The sequence below is a fragment of the Nocardia sp. NBC_00565 genome (genome assembly GCF_036345915.1).
In the GTDB taxonomy this organism is placed as follows: domain Bacteria; phylum Actinomycetota; class Actinomycetes; order Mycobacteriales; family Mycobacteriaceae; genus Nocardia.
This window is the reverse complement of sequence record NZ_CP107785.1, coordinates 7,461,735-7,485,756: the sequence shown is the minus strand read 5'-3', so window position 1 is coordinate 7,485,756 and position 24,022 is coordinate 7,461,735. Positions and strand designations below refer to the sequence as shown.

The following is a 24,022-nucleotide window of genomic DNA, read 5'->3' as shown; positions in this document are numbered from 1 at the left end:
GCGCCGTTCGTCTTTTCGCGCCGAAAGTGACGCTGCCTGGGCTTTTTCGAGGTCGACAAATCAGACAGCGCGGTTCGCTACCCGCGTGTCCTACCCGGAACCACAGGTGAACGGGGGTAGGAAGCTCTTGTGGCACGAGTTGCATTCGGCAGATGGGGAAGGCGCGGGCGGCGCAACGGATATGTGGCCCGCGGTCGTTTGGCGCTGCTAGCTACCGCCGTCGTGATTCCGCTCGCCTCCGGTGTTTCCCCGATTACCGCCCCCGTAAACGCAGAGCCCGCCGCGGCACCGGCCGCGGGGGTGACACTGCAGCGGGTGGTGTGGCTCGGCGATCGGCGCGTTGCGCTGTGGATCAACTCGCCCTCGATGGCCGCGCCCATCCAGGTGCAGCTGTTGCTCGCCAGGGATTGGAATATCCGGCCCGACGCGAAGTTTCCGGCGCTGTACATGCTCGATGGTCTGCGCGCCACCGATGACGAGAACGGCTGGACCCACCAGGCGGGTGCGGTGGATTTCTTCGCCGACAAGAACGTCACCGTGGTGTTGCCGGTCGGCGGCCAGGCCAGCTTCTATTCGGACTGGCTGCAGCCGAACAACGGTCACAACTACAAGTGGGAAACCTTCCTGACCAAGGAACTGCCGCCGCTGCTGGAGAGCCAGTGGCGGACCACGGTTGTCCGTGGCATGGAAGGCATTTCGATGGGCGGTACGGCCGCGATGTTCCTGGCCGGGCGTAACCCGAACTTCGTCAAGTACGCCGCCTCGTACTCCGGTGTGCTGACCACGACCACGCTCGGCATGCCGCAGGCGATCCAGTTCGCCATGCGCGATGCGGGCGGCTTCGACGCGGCCGCCATGTGGGGTCCGCCGAACGGCCCCGAATGGGAAGGTCACGACCCCTACGGACTGGCGGACAAGCTGAAGGGCATCAGCCTCTACATCTCCAGCGGCAGCGGCTCGACCGGGCCGTTCGACCAGGCCAGCGGAATTCCCGGGGTCAGCACGAACTACACGGGCATGGGGCTGGAGGTCCTGTCCCGGCTGACCTCCCAGAATTTCGTGGCCAAACTTGCCGAGCTATCGATCCCGGCCCAGGTGAATTACCGTCCCTCCGGCACCCATTCGTGGCCGTACTGGGATTTCGAAATGCGTCAGTCCTGGCCGCAGGCCGCTGCCGCGCTCGGCGTCGATCCGAACAAACCGGCCTGCCAGGCCGGCGCCGCGATCGGCGCGCTGGCCGGCGGCACCAGCTGGCTCGGTGACTGCCTCACCGGCGAGTACCAGGTGAGCGGCGGTACCGCGCAGGACTTCAAGGGCGGTCGGGTCTTCTACGCGCCGACGGGCGGTGCGCACGCGGTCGCCGGCATGATCGGCGGCGGCTATCAGGCGGCGCTGGGACCGGGCGGTCCGCTCGGCATGCCGACCGACGACGAGTTCGGGCTGCCGGACGGCCGCGGCCGCATGCAGGCCTTCCAGGACGGCGTGCTCTATTGGACCCCGCGGACCGGCGCCCAGGTGGTGCGCGGCGCGATCCTCGACGAATGGGGCAGGCAGGGCTTCGAGCGCGGACCGGGCGGCTATCCCACGGCGCCGGAGGTCAAGACCCCGAGCCGGGACGGCGCGGTGCAGTCCTTCGAGAACGGCCCGTTCTACTACAGCGCGAAGACCGGTGTGCACCTGGTACAGGGGATGATCCTGGGTAAGTACGCCCAAATGGGTTACGAGGACAGTCCGCTCGGTTTCCCGGTCGCCGACGAGACCCCGCTGAAGGACTTCGGCCGCTACAGCAAGTTCGAGGGCGGAAATATCTACTGGAGTCCGCTCTCGGGCGCCTGGGCGGTGCGTTCGGGCCCGATCATGGATATGTGGTCGGCGGTCGGCTATGAGAACGGCAGGCTCGGCTATCCGACCAGTGACGAGTTCGCTGTTCCCGGTGGCACTCAGCAGAATTTCCAGACCGGATTCATCACCGTGCGCGGCGGCAAACCCGAAATTCACGGAATCTAATTCCAACCGGTCTGTTTTCCGGCCGATCGCACCCCGCTGACCGTTTCGAGGGACCTGCGAGAAGTCGCCGCTGATCCTTTCGAGCGACCTGCAAGCAGTCGCCGCTGATCCTTTCGAGTGACCTGCAAGCAGTCGCTAGCGATGGGTTTCCTCTACCCTGGGCAGCGACCCGACCCCTTAGCGAACAGATCGAGGACACGAATTCATGCATCGGACCCGTGGAAAGGTTATCGGCGTAGTCGTGGGGATCGCCGCTACCGGCTTGCTCGCTGCCTGTGGCGACAACGATTCGACCGCGTCGAGCACACCGACGCTGAGCCACAGCACGACGGCGACGTCGCCGACCACCGCCGCGACCAGCGCCGGTGCGACCGGACAGTCGCAGGCGCCCGAGCCCGCGCAGACATCGACGGATACGGCGACGCCCGAGCGCCCGCAGCCCGTCCCGACCAATGTCGTGCCGCCCGAGGACACCTCGAAGCTCACCGACAAGGACAAGAAGTTCCTGGACGCGCTGAAGGCCGCGGGCATCACCCCGTCCTCGCCGGATATCGCGCTGAGCATCGGCACTTACGTCTGTCAGGGTGTCGCGGCGAATGCCTCCGATGCGGATCTGATGACCTTCGTGACCGCGATGGCCGGGTCGGACCCGTCCTTCGATCCGGCGAAGATGCCGGTGGAACAGGCCGGAAGGATCTACATCGACACGGCTAAGGCGACGTACTGCCAGTGAGTGCGCGTAGCGGTGCGACCTCGCGCCGGTCCCGAAAACCGGCGGGGTGTCTGCTGTTCATCGCGCTGGCGGTGTTCGTCGTCGTCATCGCGGTGCTGCTGTGGTTCGTGCTCGCCGGTCGGCTGCGCCCGCCGAAGCCGGGGCCCAAACCGCCGCCGACACCGCCGACCTCGCAACCGGCCTCGTGCCCGGATGTGCAGATGATCTCGGTGCCCGGCACCTGGGAGTCGAACAGCAACGACGATCCGCACAATCCGACGGCCAATCCGATCTCGTTGATGCTCAATGTCTCCGGGCCGGTGTCGCAGCAGTTCGCGCAGGGGCGGCTGGACGTCTACACCACCCCGTATGTCGCGCAGTTCTCCAATCCGATCGCAATCCCGCCGGATGGCCAGCAGTCGTACAACAACAGCCGCTCGGAGGGTTGGCAGCGCACCGTCGACATGATGGCGAATCGGTATCGCGAATGCCCGCTGACCAGCTATGTGCTCGCCGGGTTCTCCCAGGGTGCGGTGATCGCGGGCGATATCGCCAACCAGATCGGCGCGGACAAGGGCCCGGTACCCGCGGACAAGGTGCTCGGTGTGATGCTTATCGCCGACGGCCGCCGGACCGGTGAGAACGGGCCGGGCCAGGCCGGCCAGATCGGCACGGCGCCGACGGGTGTCGGCGCCGAGGTTGCGCTCAACGGGCTGAAGGTGCCGGGTATCACGATGACCGGTCCGCGCTCGGGTGGCTTCGGCTCACTTGCCGACCGCACCTACACCATCTGCGCCCCCGGCGACATGATCTGCGATTCGCCGCGAGATGCGTTGAGCCCCCTGAACATCATGGGCAGCGTGCTGACCCTGATGCGCGCGGTGGGCAACCCGGTGCACAGTCTGTACAACGGGTACGTGGTCGACGGCGATGGCACGACCGCGACGCAGTGGACCGTGAACTGGGCCGATGGATTGATCGACGGGGCGCCCCATCCGGCGCATTCGTGAGATCACACAGCAATCGCACCTCTCGACCTGTGTTCGAGCGTGTGGTGCTGAGACAACCACACTGGAGTTCCGTCGCACGCTGTAAAGTGCGCCTGATGATCGCGACGCGGGCGACCGTGCCCCCAACAGTGTGGGCACGGTGTGGGTCCGCGTTGCGCCCACATTTCCTTACAGCCAGGAGCATGAGTTCATGACAGAAGCCGCACCGGCCACCACGGCGAGCCGTGAAGCGGATGCTGAGGTGACCGCGCTGGGTACTCCTCTTCGGCCTTTCCGCTTCGCGGCAGCGGGCGAGGGAAATAAGCAAGAAGGCGGTGCCAGAAAGTTCGTCCGGACCGCGCAGACCGCGGAGGAATACGGTTTCGACACCTTCGTCGTGCCCGACCACCTGGGTGACCAGATCGGCCCGATCGCCGCGCTCGGCGCGCTGACCCAGGCCACCGAGCGGATCCGGCTGGGAACGTCGGTGCTGGCGAATGGTTTCCGGCACCCGGTCGTGCTGGCCAAGGATCTCGCGACCATCGACGTGCTGTCGAAGGGCCGCCTCGAGGTCGGCGTCGGCGCGGGCTGGAAGCAGGACGAATTCGCCGCCGCCGGCCTGCCGTACGAGGCGCCCGGCGTCCGGCTGGCGAAGCTGGACGAGACGCTGACCATCCTGGATGTGCTGCTGCGTGGCCAGGAGTGCACCTTCGAGGGCAAGTACTACCAGGTGCACGGCGTCAAGGGCACGCCACGACCGCGGCAGGGCCCGCGCCCGCCGATCTGTACCGGCGGCGGCGGACCGAAGATGCTGCGCCTGGCCGCTAAGCACGCCGATATTGTCTCGGTCGTTCCGGTCACCACCAAGAACGGCAAGGGTCTGCTCTCCGGCATCACCTTGGACAAGACCATCGAGAAGGTGAACCTGATCAAGGAAGCGGCTGGTGATCGTTTCGCCGATATCGAACTGAACTGGGCCATCACCGCGATCGTCATCACCGACGATCGAGAGAAGACCGCCGAGATGGCGCTGTCCGCGATCGAACGCGGTCTGCACCCGGACCTCGAGGTGGACGTCAAGCTGTCGGTCGAGGACATCCTTGCCTCGCCGTATGTGGCGATCGGCACATTCGAGGAGATCGCCGAACAGATCCGTCAGGTGCGGCAACTCACATCGATGTCCTATGTCGGTGTGTTCCCGACCCAGATGGACGCGTTCGCGCCGATTATTCCGCTGCTGCGGGATGAGTGACCCGGTCTTCTCTGTAACATGACTCTGGTTTGAGTACATCTAGCCAATAGCGGTCTACCGCGCAGACCGCAATAAAATCTGCAGGCTGGCTCTCGCATGTAGAGCACCCGCGGGCGATAGCGAGTCGGGGCCTCACAGGTAACAGCGGCGATGTCGCCGTCTTGCTGCGTGTGCCTCGGAGGAGATGAAGGAATGGAAGAGACTTTCGACGATTACCTGGATGAGACCGGGAACATCCGTATTCCCGACGATCACACCCTGGTAGACCACGTCGAGAAGCACACCCGCAACGACGCGAACACCCTCGCGTACCGCTACATCGATTACTCGCGTGAGCGGGATGGTGAGGCACAGGAGCTCACGTGGCGTGAGTTCGGCATTCGGCTGCGCGCGGTGGCCGCTCGACTGCAGCAGGTGACCAATCCGGGCGACCGGGTCGCGATCCTCGCCCCGCAGGGCCTGGATTACGTGATCTCCTTCTTCGCCGCCATCTACGCGGGCACCATCTCGGTGCCGCTGTTCGACCCCGACGAGCCGGGTCACACCGATCGGCTGCACGCGGTGCTCGGCGACTGCGAGCCCGCCGCGATCCTGACCGCCAGCTCCTCGGCGGCCGGGGTGCGTCAGTTCTTCCGCTCGCTGCCCGCCGCGCAACGCCCGCGCATCATCGCCGTCGACGCCATTCCCGACAGCGTCGGCGAGACCTGGGTGCGCCCGGATATCGCCATCGATGACATCGCCTACCTGCAGTACACCTCGGGCTCGACGCGTGTCCCGGCCGGTGTCGAGATCACCCACCGCGCGGTCGGCACCAACCTGCTGCAGATGGTCGACGCGATCAACCTGGACTGGAACTCGCGCGGTGTCACCTGGCTGCCGCTGTTCCACGATATGGGCCTGCTCACGGTGATCCTGCCCGCGGTCGGCGGCAAGTTCATCACGATCATGTCGCCCAGTGCGTTCGTGCGGCGGCCCTACCGCTGGATCAAGGAGCTGGCGGCGCAGTCCGACGGTGCCGGTACCTTCGCCGCGGCACCGAACTTCGCATTCGAGCACGCCGCGGCGCGCGGTCTGCCGAAGCCGGGCGAGTCGCTGGATCTGTCGAATGTCATCGGCCTGATCAATGGTTCCGAGCCGGTGACCACCTCGTCGATGAAGAAGTTCAACGACGCGTTCGCGCCCTACGGCCTGCCCAAGACCGCGATCAAGCCCTGCTACGGCATGGCCGAGGCGACGCTGTTCGTCTCCGCGACCAAGGCCGAGGACGAGGCCAAGGTCGTCTATGTCGACCGCAACGAGCTCAACGCGGGTCGCATGATCAAGGTCGAGCAGGGCACCGAGAACGCCATCGCGCAGGTCTCCTGCGGCTATGTCGCACTGTCGCAGTGGGCTGCCATCGTGGATCCGGAGACCGTCGATTCCGACGGCGGCGGGCATGAGCTGGCCGACGGCCAGGTCGGTGAGATCTGGCTGCACGGCAACAATATGGGCATCGGCTACTGGGGTCGTCCGGACGAGACCTCCGCGACCTTCCGCAACAAGGTCGCCCATCGCCTGGGCGAGGGCAGCCACGCCGAGGACACCCCGGCCGATGCGAACTGGATGCGCACCGGCGACTACGGCGTGTACTTCGAAGGCGAGTTGTACATCACGGGGCGGGTGAAGGACCTCGTGATCGTCGACGGCCGTAATCACTACCCGCAGGATCTCGAGTTCTCCGCGCAGGAAGCCTCGAAGGCGCTGCGACCGGGCTTCGTCGCCGCGTTCTCGGTACCCGCGAACCAGCTGCCCGCCGAGGTGTTCGAACAGGGCAGCCATTCGGGACTGAACTTCGACGCCGATGACGCCTCCGAACAGCTCGTTATCGTGGCCGAGCGCGGGCCGGGCGCCGGTAAGGCCGATCCCCTGCCGATCGCCGACGCGGTCCGTGCGGCGGTATCCCAGCGCCACGGCGTAACCGTGCGCGACGTGCTCTTGGTCCCCGCCGGTTCGATTCCACGGACCTCCAGCGGAAAGATCGCGCGGCGCGCCTGCAAGACTGCTTATCTGGAGGGAACGCTGCGGGGCGGTTACACCCAGCAGGCCTTCCCCGATGCACCGGAAGAGTAATTGCCCAGGGTGGGCGTGTTCAGCCTGATCGACGCCCGGCGGGGCCTTCCCACGCCAGGCGTCAATTCACGGCGCGCCCGGTACGCAGACAGGTAGCTTGAGGAATTGATGGCTGACAACGAGGGCACGCCCACCCAGACGACCGAGATCGTGCCCGCTCCGGCGGACGCGATCGATCCCGCCGAGGGTTCGCAGTCCGCTGCGAAACCGGCCGCTTACGTGACCAGTTTGTCGGTCGCGGAATTGCGGGAGTGGCTGCGGCGCTGGGTCTCCGACGCGACCGGTCAACCGATCGAGCAGATCACGGTGGACCGGCCGATGGAGGAGTTCGGGCTGGCCTCACGCGATGCCATCGCGCTCGGCGGCGATATCGAAGAGCTGACCGGTGTGGTGCTGACCGCGACGGTGGTCTATCAGCATCCGACCATCGCGTCGCTGGCCGAGGTCGTCATCAATGGTGAGCCGGAGGCGCCGGAGGAGGCCGCCGACGATGCGTTCTACGCCGGGTACACCCCGGGCGAGGCACACGATATCGCGATCGTCGGCATGTCCACCCGCCTGCCCGGTGCCGGGGACACCCCGGAATCCACCTGGGAATTCCTGATCAACCGCGGCGACGGGATCCGCGAGCTGCCGGAGGGCCGGTGGGCGGAATTCCTCGATGAGCCCGAGGTGGCCAAGGCCGTCGCCGAGGGCAACACCCTGGGCGGCTACCTCGATCAGGAGGTGGTCAAGGGCTTCGACGCGGAGTTCTTCGCCATGTCGCCGATCGAGGTCGAGCGGGTCGATCCGCAGCAGCGCCTGATGATGGAACTGACCTGGGAAGCCCTGGAGCATGCCAGGATTCCGGCCAGCGAGCTCAAGGGTGCGCCGGTCGGCATCTTCGTCGGCTCGTCCACCAGCGACTTCATGTTGATCGCCGCGCTCGGGCTCGGCGCCGAACCCGATCCGAACGTGCCGGTATCCGCGCAGGCCTACGGGATCATGGGTAGCTCGACCGGCATCATCGCCAATCGGGTCTCGTACTTCTACGACTTCCGCGGTCCCTCGGTGACGGTCGACACCGCGTGCTCGTCCACACTGGTCGCGGTGCATCAGGCGGTGCGCGCGCTGCGCGAGGGCGACGCCGATCTGGCGCTGGCCGGTGGCGTGAACATGATTCTGGCCCCGGCGGCCACCCTCGGCTTCGATCAGAACGGCGGTGTCGCGAAGAACGGCCATATCAAGGCGTTCTCCGCCGATGCCGACGGCATGGTGCGCTCCGAGGGCGCCGGTCTGGTGGTGCTCAAGCGGCTCGCCGACGCCGAACGCGATGGCGACCGGATCATGGCCGTGATCAAGGGCTCCGCGGTCAACAACGACGGCCGCTCCAACGGCCTGCTCGCGCCGAATCCGGACGCTCAGGCCGATGTGCTGCGCCGGGCTTACCGGGACGCGGGCATCAAACCGTCCACCGTCGACTACATCGAGGCGCACGGCACCGGCACGCTGCTCGGTGATCCGATCGAAGCCGATGCGCTGGGCCGGGTGATCGGCCGCGGCCGCGACGATGACAAGCCCGCGCTGCTGGGTTCGGCAAAGACCAACTTCGGACATCTCGAGTCCGGTGCCGGTGTGGCCAGCCTGGCCAAGGTGGTCATGGGGTTCCAGCACAACGTCATCGCGCCGAATATCAACTTCGCGGGACCCAATCCGTACATTCCGTTCGAGCAGGCGCATCTGAAGGTTGTCGATGAGCCGACCGAATTCCCGCGCTACAGCGGCACCGCCACCGTCGGTATCTCCGGATTCGGTTTCGGTGGCACCAATGCGCATGTGGTGCTGCAGGAGTATGTGCCCGCGTCCGCCGCGCCGGTCGAAACTCCCGCGATCGTCGATGAGCTCGACGAGGAGACCACCGATGTGGTCGCGGAGGCGGATGAGATTCTCGCCGAGGACGCTGAGCAGACCGATGTGGTCGAGCCCGAATGGTCCGAGGATCGGACCGAGCCGCTGCCGGTGATCCTCGCCGTCTCCGGTTATCTCCCTTCGCGTCGCCGCCGTGCCGCCGCCGAGCTCGCCGACTGGCTGGAGTCCGAGGCCGGCCGCGAGGTTGCGCTGGCGGATGTCGCGCGGTCGCTGGCCAAGCGCAGTCACTGGCGTTCGCGCGGTGTGGTCATCGCCAGGACGCATGAAGAGGCGGTCGCCGGGCTGCGTGCCATCGCGACGGGTAAGCCGGGCGCCGGTGTGTTCACCGCGGACGCGCCCGCCGCGCAGGGGCCGATCTGGGTGCTGTCCGGTTTCGGCGCGCAGCACCGCAAGATGGGCAAGCAGCTCTACCAGGAGAATTCGATCTTCCGCCGGGCCGTCGACGAGGTCGACGAACTGGTGCAGGACGAGGCGGGCTACTCGATCCGCGAGATGATCCTGGACGACGCGCAAGACTACAACGTCGGTACCTCGCAGGTCGGCATCTTCACCATCCAGCTCGGCTTGGCCGCGCTGCTGCGCGCGCACGGCGCGCGGCCCGATGCGGTGGTCGGTCATTCGATGGGTGAGGTGGCCGGTGCCTACCTCGCCGGTGGTCTGCCGCTCGAGGACGCGGTGCGCGTGATCTGCGCCCGCTCGCGCCTTATGGGCGAGGGCGAGGCGATGATCAGCGACGACGACGTGCGCAATATGGCACTGGTCGAGCTCAGCGCCGAGGCCATCGAGGCGATGCTCGTCGATTACCCGGACGTGGAGTGCGCGGTGTACGCGGCACCGACCAATACCGTGATCGGCGGACCGCAGGATCAGGTCGCGGCGATCGTGGCGAAGGTCGAGGAGGCGGGCAAATTCGCCCGGGTGCTGCAGACCCGCGGCGCGGGCCACACCTCGCAGATGGATCCGCTGCTCGGCGAGTTGGCGGCCGAGCTGGCCGGTATCGAGCCGACCAAGCTGAAGGTCGGCCTGTACTCGACGGTCAACAAGGAGCAGTTCTACCGCGCGGGCAGCGATCCGGTGCACGACGAGGACTACTGGGTCAAGAACATGCGCCACAGCGTGTACTTCACCAATGCGGTGAAGCTCGCGGTGGACTCCGGCCACACCACCTTCCTGGAGTTGGCGCCGAATTCCGTTGCGCTGATGCAGGTGCTGGGCACCACCTTCGCGGCCGGACTGCACGACGCGCAGCTCATCGCGACGCTCAAGCGCAAGGAAGACGAGTCGGCGGGCGTGATCGCCGCGCTCGCGCAGCTGTATGTGCACGGGCACCGGGTCGATCTGTCGTCGCTGCTGCCCGCCGGCGAGTTCGCCGACGTGCCGCGAACCACGTTCTTGCGCAAGGAGTACTGGCCGAAGGCGCGCATGATTTCCGGCAGCGGTAACGGTCGGGTGCCGGGCGCGCATGTCGCATTGCCCGACGGTCGGCATGTGTGGGAGGTGCAGGCCGCGGCCGTCACCGATCTGGCCGTGCTGGTGAAAACCGCTGCGGCACAGGTGCTCAGCGATGTTTCGATCGGTGCGTCGATCCCGCATGCGGTGCTGCCGACCAGCGCAACCCTGACCACCACGCTGACGCCGCACCTCGGTGGCGCGTCGGTGCAGGTGCATGCTCGCGCGGGTGCGAGCTTCCAGCTGTTGTTCGAGGCGGTCGTCGCCTCGGGTGCGCCGCTGCCCGAACCCGTTGTCGCCGTGCCCGTTTCGAGCACCGAGGTCGCGACCACCGGTGGTGCGGATATCGAGATCGTCGAAACCTTCGGTGAGCGTTGGGATCCGGAAGGCACGCAGACCCTCGAGGAGCGGCTGTCGCTGATCGTCGCCGAGTCGATGGGTTACGCGGTCGAGGATCTGCCGATGGAGATCCCGCTGATGGAGCTCGGTCTCGACTCGCTGATGGCGATGCGGATCAAGAACCGGGTCGAATACGAATTCGATATTCCGCAGCTGCAGGTCCAGGCCGTGCGTGATGCGAACCTGAACGAGGTCGCCAAGGTGCTGCACTACGCCATCGAGCACCGCGAAGAGGTGCGGGCGATGGCGGACAAGCAGGCCGCCGGCGCGGAAATCGCGGTCGACGGCGGATTCATCGCGGCCGCGCGCGCGGCTGTCGCGGCCGGTCAGGACCCGGCGGCTGCGGTGGCGAATGCGGCTGCCGCCGAAGGGGTTTCGCTGGGTGCGGAGAACACCTCGGTGGAGGCGGAGGCCGAGGCTGTTGTCGCGGCGGCCGAGACGGCCGCGGGCATCACCGGTGCCGCCGCAGGCACTGCCGCACCAGCTCCGGCCGCGCCGGAGCAGGTCGCTGCGGTCGAGGCGAACGAGGCCGCGATCGAACGAGCTCTCGACACCGAGAACACCACCGCGGTCGGCGCGGCCGAGGCCGTGGCTGCTGCCGACGCCACCGCGATCTTCGGTGGGCAGCCCTCCGGTGCCGACGAGGACGATGTGCCGCCCCGCGATGCCGCCGAGCGGTTGACCTTTGCCACCTGGGCGATCGTGACGGGCAAGTCGGCGGGTGGCATCTTCAATACCCTGCCGATCCTCGAAGAGGAGGTCGCCGAGAAGTTGGCGACCCGACTCACTGAGCGGGTCAAGGCCGAGGTCACCGTCGATGATGTGCTCGACTGCGAGACCATCGAGCAGCTCGCCGATATCGTGCGTGTGCTGCAGGACAGCGGTGCCGATGTGGACGGGTACGTCCGTCCGCTGCGGCCGCGCGTCGAGGGTTCGAATGCGGTGCCGGTCTTCGTATTCCACCCCGCGGGCGGCAACACGCTGGTGTACGAGCCGCTGCTGAAGCGACTGCCCGCTGACACTCCGATGTACGGCATCGAACGGGCCGACGGTGCGATCGAGGAACGTGCTAAGCAGTACGTGCCGCAGCTGCGCAAAATCCAGGGTGACGGTCCGTACGTGCTGTACGGCTGGTCGCTGGGCGCGGTCCTCGCGATGGCGGTCGCGCACATTCTGCGCGCCGAGGGCGCGGACGTGCGGATGGTCGGCCTGATCGACCTGGCCATTCCGACCGAGCCGGAGGACAACAGTCCGGCGGAGCGGATCCGCCGTATCCAGCGTTACCAGGCATTCGCCAAGAAGACCTACGGCGTGGAAGGCGAACTGCCGCAGGAACAGTTGGAAGAGTTGGCACTGGCGAACGACGAAGATCAGTTCAAGATGATCAGCGATCTGGTCAAGATCAGCGGGACCAAGATTCCGGGCGGTGTGCTCGAACATCAGCGCACCTCGTGGATCGAGAACCGGGCGTTGCAGAAGATGCGGCCCGCCCGCTATGAGGGTGATGTCGTGCTCTATCTCGCTGATCGCTACCACGACGGCGCGATCGAGTTGGAGCCGCGTTTCGCGCATCGCCTTCCCAATGGTGGCTGGGATGAATACATTCCGAACCTGGAGGTTATTCATATTCCGGGTGACCACCTCCAGATCGTTGACGAGCCGCGGATCGGAAAGATCGGAGCCGACCTCACCGCGAAGCTTGCTGTGATTGCCCCTTAGTGGGTGCACCTGATGAAGAGAGACCAAGTGAACACGACTGCCGAGAAACTCGCCGACCTGCGCAAGAGATTGGAATTAGCGCAGGAACCGGCGGGTGAAGCGGGGGTGCAGAAGCGGGCGAACAAGGGAATTCCCAGCGCCCGCGACCGGATAAATATGCTGCTCGATCCGGGTACCTTCGTGGAAATCGGTGCGCTGGTGCGCAAGCCGGGTGATCCATCGGCGCTTTACGGTGACGGTGTGGTGACCGGGCACGGTCTGGTCGAGGGTCGGCCGGTCGCGGTGTTCTCCCACGATCAGACCGTCTACGGCGGTTCGGTCGGTGAGATGTTCGGCCGTAAGGTCGCCAACATCATGGAGTACGCCGGGAAAGTCGGCTGCCCCGTAGTGGGTATCAACGATTCCGGTGGCGCGCGCGTGCAGGAGGCTGTTACGTCGCTGGCCTGGTACGCCCAGCTCGGTCTCAAGGTCGAACCGCTTTCGGGCATGGTGCCGCAGGTGTCGCTGATTCTCGGCAAGTGTGCGGGCGGTGCGGTGTACGCGCCGATCAATACCGACGTGGTGGTGGCCACCGAAGAGGCCTACATGTTCGTGACCGGGCCCGATGTGATTCGCGAGGTCACCGGCGAGGATGTCAGCCTCGAGGAACTCGGTGGCGCGAATAGCCAAGCGCAGTACGGCAATATCCACCATATCGCCAAGGACGAGCAGGCCGCGTTCGAATGGGTGCGAGCCTATCTGGGCTTCCTGCCGACGAGCTGCCAGGAAGTGCCGCCGGTCGTGAATCCGGGTCTGGAGCCGGAACTCACCAGCTCGGATTTGGAACTGAATTCCATTGTGCCGGACTCGGATAACGCCGGATACGATATGCACGAGATCCTGTTGCGGATCTTCGACGACGGCGATTTCCATGAGATCGGCGCGGCGGCCGGGCGCAATGTCATCACCGGCTTCGCGCGGGTGGACGGGCGCAGTGTCGGCGTGGTCGCGAATCAGCCGATGGTGTCCGCCGGTGCGCTGGACGCCAGGGCCTCGGATAAGGCCTCGCATTTCGTGCGCCTATGCGACGCGTTCGACATTCCGCTCGTATTCGTCGTGGACACACCGGGATTCCTACCCGGGGTGGAACAGGAGAAGATCGGCGTCATCAAGCGCGGTGGCCGCTTCCTGTTCTCCTACGTGGAGGCCACCGTGCCCAAGGTGACCGTGGTGATCCGCAAGTCCTACGGCGGCGGATATGCGGTGATGGGCTCCAAACAGCTCGGCGCGGACGTGAATCTGGCCTGGCCGACGGCCCGGATCGCGGTCATGGGCGCGGAGAGCGCGGTCAGTCTGATCGGGCGCAAGCAGATCGAGGCCGCGCCGCAGGAGCAGCGTGCCGCCGTGCGTCAGCAGATGATCGACTTCTACAACGCGACGGTGGCGACACCATGGGTCGCCGCCGAGCGCGGCTACATCGACGCCGTCATCGAACCGGCGACCACCCGCCTGGAAATACGCCGCGCCCTACACCTGCTGCGCGACAAATCCCTCATCCGCAACCCACGCAAACACCACCTGCTCCCACTCTGACCAACAGCGGCAGAATCGGGCCGCGCCCCGAAGGGAGCAGCCCGATTCCGTTCCGTGGCAGCCGAAGTCAGGCGAGGGTCGCCGACTCGATGATGACGTCGTCCTGCGGCACGTCCTGGTGGCCTCCGCTGTTGCCGGTGGACACCGCGGCGATCTTGTCGACCACCTCGGTGCCCTCGACGACCTTGCCGAAGACCGTGTAGCCCCAGCCCTGCGGGGTCGGCGCGGAGTGGTTCAGGAAGCCGTTGTCGGAGACGTTGACGAAGAACTGCGCGGTGGCCGAGTGCGGATCATTGGTGCGCGCCATCGCGACGGTGTACTTGTCGTTCTTCAGGCCATTGTTGGCCTCGTTCTGGATCGGGGCCTGGGTGCCCTTCTGACGCATGTCGGGGGTGAAACCGCCGCCCTGGATCATGAAGTTGGGGATGACGCGGTGGAAGATGGTGCCGTTGTAGTGGCCCGCGTTCACGTAATTCACGAAGTTCGCGACGGTGCCCGGTGCCTTCGCATCGTCGAGCTCGAGCACGATCGGTCCGTAGTTGGTTTCGAGATTCACCTTTGTCATACCCCCCACCTTTCCATCGTGCCCGTTACCGGTCAGCACTTCGGGGTCACCTTTTCTGCCCTATTCCAATAGCCGCTCCGCTTCGCGCATCCTCCGATGAATCCGGTTTCGGCGGCATTTTTCCGCGTTCAACAGGGAGTTCGGGCAGCCCACCTTGGAGTCGTCTCAGAAGTTGCTGGGAGCGGAGCGCAACTTGTGTGCAGCCATCGCCCGTGGCGACACGCGTGCAGCTAGCATTGCGAACCGTGCCCGACGCCGCTACTGCTGTCTTGACAAAACCGCCCGCCGCGCCAGAAGTCGCACCGAGCGACTTCCGAACCGCGCGCCTCGTCGCGCTGGTCGCTGGCGTACTCGGTGCGCTGTTCGCGCTGGCGGCTCCGTTCTTACCGGTGAGCCAGACGACCGCGACGCTGAACTGGCCCCAAGGCGGCACGCTCGGCAGCGTGCAGGCACCGCTGATGTCGCAGGTGCCGATCGACCTCGACGCCAGCATCCCGTGCGCCGCGGTCGATCAGCTGCCGAGCTACGGCGGCATGCTGCTGGCCACCGCGCCGCCGCAGGGTGACCGGGCGTCGCTGGAGGCGATGTTCGTGCGGGTCTCCGACGCCACGGTGGACGTGATCGACCGCAATGCCGTGGTCGCCTCGGCCGAGCGCGCGCGGATGGGCGAATGCGGCGCGATCACCATCAGCTCCGATATCAATCGGACCAGGGCGTCGTTCGGCGGCCTGACCACGATGGTCGAGCGGCCGGTCGAGGGTGCGGCGCCCGGCGTGGCGCAGAAGGTCGCGGTACCGGTCGAGGGGCAGCTGAATGGTGATCTGCGGCCGCAGGTGGTCGGCGTCTTCACCGATCTGAAGGGCGCGGTGCCCACCGGACTGTCGTTCCACATGACGGTGGATACGCGGTTCTCCTCCAGCCCGACTCCGGTCAAATTGATCGCGATGATCGCGGCGGTGCTGTGCACGCTGATCGCGCTCGGCGCGCTGGCCAAGCTCGACGGCAGCGACGGGCGCGGGCACCGCCGGTTCCTGCCCGCCAACTGGCTGAAGCCGACCTGGGCGGACGGCGCGGTCATCGGCACGCTGCTGCTGTGGCATTTCGTCGGCGCCAACACCTCCGACGACGGCTATATCCTCAGCATGGTCCGGGTGGCACCGCACGCGGGCTATATGGCCAACTACTTCCGCTGGTACGGCGTGCCCGAAGCGCCGTTCGGCTGGTACTACTACGTTGTCCAGATCTTCTCGGAGATCTCCACCGCGAGCCCGTGGGTCCGCTTGCCCGCGCTGTTCTGCGCGATCCTGTGCTGGATGGTCATCAGCCGCGAGGTGGTGCCCCGTCTCGGCCGCGGTGTGCGCAACAGCAAGGTGGCACTGTGGACCGGCGGACTGGTCTTCCTGGCGTTCTGGCTGCCGTTCGACAACGGTCTGCGTTCGGAGCCGATCGTCGCACTGGGTGCGCTGCTGACCTGGGTGTCGATCGAGCGGGCCATCGCGACCGGTCGGTTGTTGCCGGCGGCGATCGCGATTCTGGTGGCCGCGTTCACCTTGGCGGCCGCACCGACGGGTCTGATGTGTGTGGCGGCATTGCTCGCCGGAATTCGGCCGCTGGTGCGGATCGTGGTGCGCAGGCACCGCCACTTGGCCGCGCAGGGTGCCGGTAAATGGGGTTCGACACTGCCGCTGCTCGCACCGATCGCGGCCGCGGGGTTGCTGGTGCTGATCGTGGTCTACAGCGACCAGACCTTCGCCGGTATCCAAGAGGCCAACCGGGTACGTCAGGTGACCGGCCCGAACCTGGCCTGGTACGAGGACTACCTGCGCTACTACTACCTGTTCGTGGAGACCGTCGACGGATCGCTGTCGCGCCGGTTCGCCTTCCTGATCATGTTGCTGTGCCTGTTCACCACCATGCTGGTGCTGTTGCGGCGCAGGCTGGTGCCCGGCATCGCGAGCGGTCCGACCTGGCGGCTGATGGGCGTTGTCTTCGGCACCATCTTCTTCATGATGTTCAACCCGACGAAGTGGACCCACCACTTCGGCGCGTACGCGGGCATCGCCGGATCGCTGGCCGCGGTGACGGCGGTGGCGGTATCGGCAAGTGCCTTGCGGGCCAGGAAGAATCGCGCGATATTCCTCGCCGGATTGCTGTTCGTACTGGCGATCGCGTTCTCGGGCATCAACGGCTATTGGTACGTGTCCAGCTTCGGCGTGCCATGGTTCGACAAGCGGATCTCGCTGCATGGCTACCAGTCGAACACGCTGATGCTCGTGCTGTTCGGGTTCGCACTGGCCCTGGTCGGCTGGTCCACGTTGCGCGAGGACTACGCCAAACCGCAGCCGTCGGCGAAGTCGGTGCGTGGCAAGCGGATTCGCAAGTTCGCCGCCATCCCGCTGACCGTGGTCGCTGCGATGATGGTGCTGCTCGAGGTGTTCTCGCTGGTTAAGGGCGCCGCGGCGCAGTACCCGGCCTACTCGCTGGCGCGTTCGAATTTCGATTCGCTGCAGGGTAGTTCGTGCGGTCTCGCCAATGACGTGCTGGTGGAATCGGATGTGAACAAGGGCAACGGCATGTTGACGCCGATCGCCGATCCGGCGAATCCGCCGAAGGACGGCGATCCGCTGGCCGGTGCGGATCCGGTCGGTTTCGATCCCAATGGCGTGCCGGAGAAGTTGAGCGCCGACTCCATCGAGGTGAAGCCGGGCACCGGTAACACCTCCACGCAGTCGGTCGGCCCGGTCGGCGCGGACGGACAGAACGCGGGCACCGACGGCGGCTTCGGCGTCACCGGTGTCAACGGCAGCCGGGCCACCCTGCCCTTCGGTCTCGATCCGGCGACCACGCCGGTGATGGGCAGCTACCAGAACGGTGTGCAGCAGCCCGCGCATCTGGTGTCCAGCTGGTACCAGTTGGCGCCGCGCTCGGATGATCATCCACTGGTTGTCATTTCGGCCGCGGGCCGCATCCTGTCCGTCGACGACACCGGCGACATGAGGTACGGCCAGTCGCTGACCGTCGACTACGGCAAGCACCTGCCCGACGGCAGCGTGCAGATGCTCGGCACCTATCTGCCGCGCGATATCGGCCCGTTCCCGTCGTGGCGCAACCTGCGCGTCCCGCTCGACGAGATCGCGCCGGATGCCGATGCGGTGCGCATCGTCGCCAATGACCCGATTCTGATCGGCGATCAGTGGCTGGCGTTCACGCCGCCGCGGATGCCGAAATTGGCGTCGCTCAACACCTTCATCGGCTCCGAGCAGCCGGTGCTGCTCGACTGGGCGGTCGGTCTGCAGTTCCCGTGCCAGCGGCCGCTGGATCACAAGAACGGCGTCGCCGAGGTGCCCGGCTACCGCATCCTGCCGGACCGGCCGCTGGCCATCAGCTCGACGAATACCTGGCAGGCCGAGGAGTTCGGCGGTCTGCTCGGCTTCTCGCAGATGCTGTCCAAGTCGAGCACGATCCCGACGTATATGAAGAACGACTGGGCGCGCGACTGGGGTTCGCTGGAGCGGTACGACCAGTACTACAGCGCGACCCCCGCGAAGCTGGAAACCAGCACGGCCACCAGGTCCGGGCTCTGGTCGCCCGGACAGCTGCGGGTGTTCTGACCCGCTGCTCTGTTACGCAGGCCCGTCGATCGACGTTCTGTCGATCGACGGGCTTTGTCGTTTCCGGTCGCTGGTCGAGGACGCATTGACGTGCTCTCGACAGCGAAAAGGCCGCCGAGGGCGATTCGCGCCCTTGCGACGGCCAGGTGTGGGTGTGGTTGGTGGTGCGGTGAGCTCAGACCTTTGTCATGCGTAGGCCGAGCTCACGGCGAAGGATTTCCTGGGAGGGTTGGCGGGATAACACACGCAGCACCGCCGGTCGAAGCTCCCGTTGTTCTTCTTCGGTGAGCAGTCCGACGAGGTCGCGCAGATCCATATCATCGAAGGCCGCGGTCATGCATAAAAGGTTACGGTTCCTCCACCTCCTGGGAAGGATTTCAGCTTCAACATTTACGACATGGTCACGCTGGTGCACTGTCGTAACCTGCCCGAGACGCGAACAAAACCCAACTCCGTCGCCTTCCTGACCTCGGGGTTCTCACCGGGCTCGGATGGGGGAGGTCTTGGTCCAGCCGTTGACGGGTTCGACGGTGGTGGTGATGGTTGCGGGATGGGCGGTGGGGGCGTAGGAGGTGAACTTTTCGAGCGAGCCCCAGTCGCGGGACCAGTCGTGGGTGAGGTAGGTGGGGATGGTCTGGGATTTCAGGAGCAGGCCGGTCCAGCCGAGGGGGCCGCCGCCGATATCGTCCTGCCAGGCGTTGGAGGCGTCGGAGCCGACGCGGTCGGGCAGGATGCGCCAGTCGGGGACCTCGGCGACGCCGTCATGGTGGTCGAATGGGCGCTGGCAGGGGAAGGCGAGGCCGACGTGCCAGTCGAGCAGCACCGGATCGCTCTCGCCGACCACGGAATTCAGGGTGGCCAGATGCGGCAGCCGGGGCGGGGTGAGGGCCAGCCACTGCTTCTGAGTGATGTCGTTGTCGACCGCGACCAGGCGCACCGCATTGACCTCGGCGGGCAATTTATCCAGTGGCACACGGAGATTGCGCCAGGATGGTGCGGGGCCGATATCCAGCGGATCCACCGAACCGAGCGTCCGCACCTCGCCGTCGGGTCCGCGGACGCCGTACTCCAGGTGCAGTTCCTGCCCGTAGGTGACCACGCCGTCGGCGTCGACCGAGCGGATCCGGCCCGCCGCGGTGATGGCGAGCACCTGGTAGGCGGGGTCGTGGCGCATGCTGTCGGTCAGGTCGAGCCGGTACCACTGCGAGGTGAGCTTGGCCTGCTGCTGCTCGCTGTCCTGGTAGCTGCCCTGGACCGGCGTCCGCGCCGGATCCAGGCCGAACGGCAATGCCACTGTGCTGTCATTGATTCCGGGCTGCTGGCTGGTGCCGCCGCCGGTGCCTGCACCGGTGGTGTTGGTGGTCTTGTTCTTCGAATCCTTGTTGATCGAATTCGCGCCGCCCGACACGGTTTCCTCAGCATCGGCGGTGAGGTCGGCGGCCACCCCGTTCGGGGTGAATCCCTTCGATTCCGCGGCCAATCCGTCGGCGGGGGAGCCGGTATAGGGGAGCAGCAGTGAGTTCGCGGTGTCGGTCTCGACCAGCACCTCGTTGGCCAGCGCGCAGGTATTGCCGCTCAGCGATTCGAGATTCGACTTGGCGATGGAGTACGCCGGGTACTGGGTGACCGCCGCCTTGGCCAGCGAGGCGACCTCGAACAGCACGAGCAGTGCGGCCGCGATCGTCAACGGTGCCGAGGCGTAACGCTCGAAACGCCCTTGCGCGTCGGTCTTCGCGCGGTACGGCTCGCGATAGTGCAGCCATACCGCCACCACCAGTGCCACCCCGCTGAGCCCGAGGAACAGCGTCGACAGGCCCTTGCCTGCGATCAGTGGCGCCTTATCCCACCACGGCACACCGTAACTGGAGACATACCACCAGCCGTTGGATCCGGTGAAGGTGATCGCCAGCAGGAACAGCACCGCCGCCGCGAACAGCGCCCGGTTACGCGGCGAGCGAATCCCGTTGGTGCTCACCGCGACCGCCGCCAGCGCCGCCAGTGACCCGGCCAGTCCGGCGTACACGCCGAAGTGATGGGTCCACTTGGTCGGCGTGAACATCATCAGCAGCAGCGAGGCGAAGACGATGCCGAGAATCCGCACCGACGGCCCACGCGAGGTACCGGGAATCCGCCCCTTGCGCAGCACCTGCAGCACGCAGACCAGCAGGCACAGCAGCATGATCAGCACACCGAAGCGCCGCGCCAGCGAACCGTCCGGTGAGAGCATCAACAGCGAATCCCACCGCGTCCGCTCATCGAACCAGGCCACATTCGGCCCGACCAGCGTGCGCACCCGGGTCGCCTCCATGACCGTTGCCAGTGTCTGATCGGCGAAAACCACGACCAGCACGAGAGTTCCGGCCGCGAGTCCCGGCGCGAGCAGCGCCCCGTACCGGAAGAAGGTGGCCAGACGCGAGGTGCTGTGGTCGGCAGGCTCGTCATCCGCCGCCCCCGGCTCGGTAGCGGAGGGGGCCGCATTCCCAGCCAGCGTGCCCGCGGCATCGCGTGCTCGTCGAATGATGATCTGCAGCACCGGTCGCGAGCCGGCGATCATTGCCGCGACACAGATGAGCCCCGTCGGACCGGCCGCCAGCGAGAACGCCGCGATCAGCACACCGACCGCGGCGGGCAGCAGCCGCCCGGTCGCGATGGCCCGCTCGATCGAGCACCAGGTCAGCAGCGCACCGGCGGCGATGAGCGGCTCGGGCCGCAGTCCGTTGTCATAGGGCAGCCAGAACGCGAGGAAGACCAGCCCGGCCGTCCACAGCGCCACCTTGTGCCTGCGCACGCGAGCGCCCAAGCGGGGCAGCACCTCTCGGCTGATCACCAGCCAGCACACGATCCCGGCGGCCAGTGTCGGCAGCCGCATCCAGGGGCTGGCGTCGGAGACCTTGGTCATCCAGGCCAGCACCTCGTAGGACCAGCCGAACGGCGCCTCGGGCACCGCGAACCACCGGTAGTAGTTGGCCATGTACCCCGAATGCTCGGAGGCGCGAGCCATATTCAGGATGTAACCGTCGTCGGAGGTGTTCGCCCCGATGAAGTGCCACAGCACCAGGATGCCGAGGATGGCCGCATCGGCCAGCGTGAATCGCCACCAGTGCGCGGGCAGGAAGCGCCGGGCCCGCCTGCCGTCGGCGTTGTCGAGTAGATGCAGTGCGATCAGCGCGACGATCGTGAGGACCGCCGCCGCGATCATCGCCCCGAGCTTCAGCACGGACGGGGTCGAGGAGAAGCGTGAATCGATATCGGCGTGCAGTTTCACACCGTCGAGTTGCGCGGCGTCGAGGTCGGTGAACACACCGACCATCTGCGGGCGGATATCGCGGGTGATGGTGTTGCGGAAGGGCGTGCCGTCCTGCCGCTTCGCGCCGACGAATTCGACCGAGGTCGCGGCCGCCGTGGAGCTGATGGTGACGGACTCGCATCCGGCGATCTCCGCGACCGGCGCGGACAGCAGCGGGACATCGCGTTGCAGCACCGAGAGCGTGCCATCGGCGACCGAGACGATCAGCCCCTTGGCACTGGCCTGACCCGAGGCGACCGGAATGGTCGACACCACCGTGCCCGATCCGGCGGCGCCGATCACCGTGCACGGCAGCGTCGCATCCAGTCGCAGCGGCACATACGACACCAGCGGCGCTTCGACATTGGTGCGGCCCGCTTGCGGCCAGTCGAGCGCGGCCTGGTCCTGTTTCACCGGCAGCAACGGTGTCAGCAGCGCCAGCACGAATCCGAGAAGTCCGGAGACGAGGGCGATCAGGCGGTTGCGGGTGAACGCTGCAGAAGTTCGGTCCGGTCGCACGAGGGACCATGCTAGCCACCCGTGCCGGTGATCCCCGCCACCGAGATGACCCACGGCCCATGCCACTGCGGCTACTGCGGCGGTTGGCTGTCCTCGCGCAGCGGCCGGACATCCCAGAGCCACACGTCATCGACTTGGCGCGGCGCGACGCCGAGCAGCTGACTCACGGTCGTGCGCAGCACGTCGGAGTTCTTGGTCGCGGGCAGCACGACCACATCGGCCTCCCAGAATCGCAGATCGTCCAGCGCTTGCGCCCGCGTCTCGTCGTCGATCGGCGGGATGACGCCGGAGTCCTGGGCACCGACCAGCAGGGCGGTGGTCGGGCGGAAGTCCGGCCCGTAGATGCCCTTCTTCTTGGCGCCGGTCGGGCCGACGAAATAGCCTCCGGCAAGCGGGAAGTCGAAGTTCGCGTCGGCCTGCCAGCGCAACGCCTGCGCCTCGAAGGGCCGCGGCGGCGGCACCAGGACGACCGAGCCGCCGCTCACGTACTTCCGGACAGTTCCATCGGCGAAGAACTGCGGCGTCGGCGCGCGCTCGATCACCGGCAGCACGGTCGGGGCCAGCGGAACCACGGCCAGGGCGAGTACCGCGAACCACGCCAGCGGCCGCCAATCGACCGGCGACTGCCGCCACGCCGTGACCGCCCGCTGGGTCGCCAGCGCCAGCACCGCCGCGATGGCCGGGATCGCCGCCATGGTGAGCCGGGTCTCCAGCACGGTATTGAGCAACGGGATCTTTTCGGCCCACTGCCATGGCAATTCGATTCCGGTGGGCTGCTTGCCGAGCATGGCCTCGGCACCCAGCGACAGCACACCGAAGACCGCGATCACCACACCCGCGGCCCGGACCACCCGATCGCGCCACAGCAGCGCCACCGTGACGATGAGCAACAGCAGCAGCGGCCAGCCGAAGTAGGCGTTCTGCTCGGTGTCGTTGATCGCCACGTACTGTCCCGGCTGGAATATCCCGCCCAGCGATTCGGAGGGGAACTGCACGATCGCCTTCAGATCGTTGCCCATCGGCCCGTGGTCGATCGAGCGGTAACTCTGCGGGCCGAAGAACTGCCACCACAGCGGAATCTCGGTGAGCATCAACGTGATGACCGTCGCCAGTGCGACAGTCGGGGCCAGCGCCCGCAGCACCCGCCAGCCCATGCGCGGTGTGTGCAGGTAGTACACGACGGCGAACAGTCCGAAGGAGAGCGCGAAGATCAGCAGTGGTTCTTCGCCGAGTGCGATCTGCGTTGCGACGAGCAGGCCGAGCGTGACCGCGTCCCGAACTCGCCTGCGCGGCTTGACCTTTTCCGCATCGACAGCTGTTACTCGCCGCGCGATCCGGATCAGCAGCAGGGCGATTACCGGAAGTAGCACGAGCAGGACGAAATTCGGGTGCGCGTTGGCATGGGAGATCATCGCGGGCGCGAAGCCGCAGAAGAGTCCGCCGATCGCGGCGGCCAGCCGGGACCCCACCAACTCCCGGGAGAACAGCCAATACCAAGCGAAGGCGGTGGAGGCGAGCCCGAGCGTCAGCACGAGCACGAAGGTGACGGTAGGTCCGAACAACAGTGTGACCGGCGTCAATGGCACCCCGACCCCGAACATGGCGGTATTGGCCATCATGTTCACCCCGGCCGGGAAATTCTGCAGATTCGTGCCGAGCGGATTCTCCAGATGCGCCACCGAATGCGCGGTGACCGCGAAGAACCACTCCCACATCGTCTGGTCCTGACCACTCTTGATCAGGTACCCGCTCTGCGTATCGCGCCACTGCCCCGAGAGCACCGCGACCGCCAACGCCAGATAGCCCACCGAAACGACCAGATCGCTGGGGTCGACCCGCAGGCGCGGCCGCCGCCGCTTTCTTTCCGGTGCGAGCTGATCCAGAGACACGCCAGCCGGTGCTGATCCGCTTGAAACGACGCCTAC

The 24,022-nt window shown here is 66.5% G+C and carries 12 protein-coding genes; 8 read left to right on the top strand and 4 right to left on the bottom strand.

The window, feature by feature from the left end; all coding sequences use genetic code 11:
• Positions 1–129: 129 nt before the first annotated feature.
• From OG874_RS34530 to OG874_RS34500, 7 genes are all read left to right on the top strand, one after another.
• Positions 130–2,007: an alpha/beta hydrolase-fold protein gene (locus tag OG874_RS34530; protein WP_442943169.1), complete on the top strand. Its 1,878-nt coding sequence runs from the start codon at positions 130–132 to the stop codon at positions 2,005–2,007.
• A gap of 205 nt (positions 2,008–2,212) precedes the next feature.
• Positions 2,213–2,740 (top strand): DUF732 domain-containing protein, encoded by a 528-nt coding sequence (locus OG874_RS34525; protein WP_330251245.1) that lies wholly within the window; start codon positions 2,213–2,215, stop codon positions 2,738–2,740.
• The gene (locus OG874_RS34520) at positions 2,737–3,729 is read left to right on the top strand and encodes a cutinase family protein (RefSeq protein WP_330251244.1); all 993 of its coding nucleotides are present in this window, start codon (positions 2,737–2,739) and stop codon (positions 3,727–3,729) included. The genes OG874_RS34525 and OG874_RS34520 overlap by 4 nt, the downstream gene beginning before the upstream one ends.
• Before the next feature lie 190 nt (positions 3,730–3,919).
• The gene (locus OG874_RS34515) at positions 3,920–4,960 is read left to right on the top strand and encodes an LLM class F420-dependent oxidoreductase (protein WP_330251243.1); all 1,041 of its coding nucleotides are present in this window, start codon (positions 3,920–3,922) and stop codon (positions 4,958–4,960) included.
• A gap of 192 nt (positions 4,961–5,152) precedes the next feature.
• The gene (fadD32, locus tag OG874_RS34510; RefSeq protein ID WP_330251242.1) at positions 5,153–7,069 is read left to right on the top strand and encodes a long-chain-fatty-acid--AMP ligase FadD32; all 1,917 of its coding nucleotides are present in this window, start codon (positions 5,153–5,155) and stop codon (positions 7,067–7,069) included.
• A gap of 108 nt (positions 7,070–7,177) precedes the next feature.
• Complete coding sequence (pks13, locus tag OG874_RS34505; RefSeq protein WP_330251241.1) at positions 7,178–12,544, top strand: polyketide synthase Pks13; 5,367 nt, start codon at positions 7,178–7,180, stop codon at positions 12,542–12,544.
• Positions 12,545–12,556: 12 nt separating this feature from the next.
• On the top strand, positions 12,557–14,116 hold the full coding sequence (locus OG874_RS34500; RefSeq protein ID WP_330251240.1) for an acyl-CoA carboxylase subunit beta: 1,560 nt from the start codon (positions 12,557–12,559) through the stop codon (positions 14,114–14,116).
• A 67-nt stretch (positions 14,117–14,183) separates the two neighbouring features.
• Here the strand turns inward: OG874_RS34500 and OG874_RS34495 are convergent, their stop codons facing one another.
• Complete coding sequence (locus tag OG874_RS34495) at positions 14,184–14,681, bottom strand: peptidylprolyl isomerase (protein WP_330251239.1); 498 nt, start codon at positions 14,679–14,681, stop codon at positions 14,184–14,186.
• Between the two features lie 245 nt (positions 14,682–14,926).
• Here OG874_RS34495 and OG874_RS34490 point away from each other — a divergent pair, with 245 nt between their 5' ends.
• The gene (locus tag OG874_RS34490; RefSeq protein ID WP_442943168.1) at positions 14,927–18,292 is read left to right on the top strand and encodes an arabinosyltransferase domain-containing protein; all 3,366 of its coding nucleotides are present in this window, start codon (positions 14,927–14,929) and stop codon (positions 18,290–18,292) included.
• 175 nt (positions 18,293–18,467) lie between these two features.
• Here the strand turns inward: OG874_RS34490 and OG874_RS34485 are convergent, their stop codons facing one another.
• The 3 genes from OG874_RS34485 to OG874_RS34475 form a co-directional block, all read right to left on the bottom strand.
• The gene (locus OG874_RS34485) at positions 18,468–18,629 is read right to left on the bottom strand and encodes a hypothetical protein (protein WP_330251238.1); all 162 of its coding nucleotides are present in this window, start codon (positions 18,627–18,629) and stop codon (positions 18,468–18,470) included.
• 141 nt (positions 18,630–18,770) lie between these two features.
• Positions 18,771–22,097, bottom strand: a complete 3,327-nt coding sequence (locus OG874_RS34480) for an arabinosyltransferase domain-containing protein (protein WP_330251237.1) — start codon at positions 22,095–22,097, stop codon at positions 18,771–18,773.
• 71 nt (positions 22,098–22,168) lie between these two features.
• On the bottom strand, positions 22,169–23,980 hold the full coding sequence (locus OG874_RS34475) for a glycosyl transferase (protein ID WP_442943459.1): 1,812 nt from the start codon (positions 23,978–23,980) through the stop codon (positions 22,169–22,171).
• Positions 23,981–24,022 lie beyond the last annotated feature (42 nt).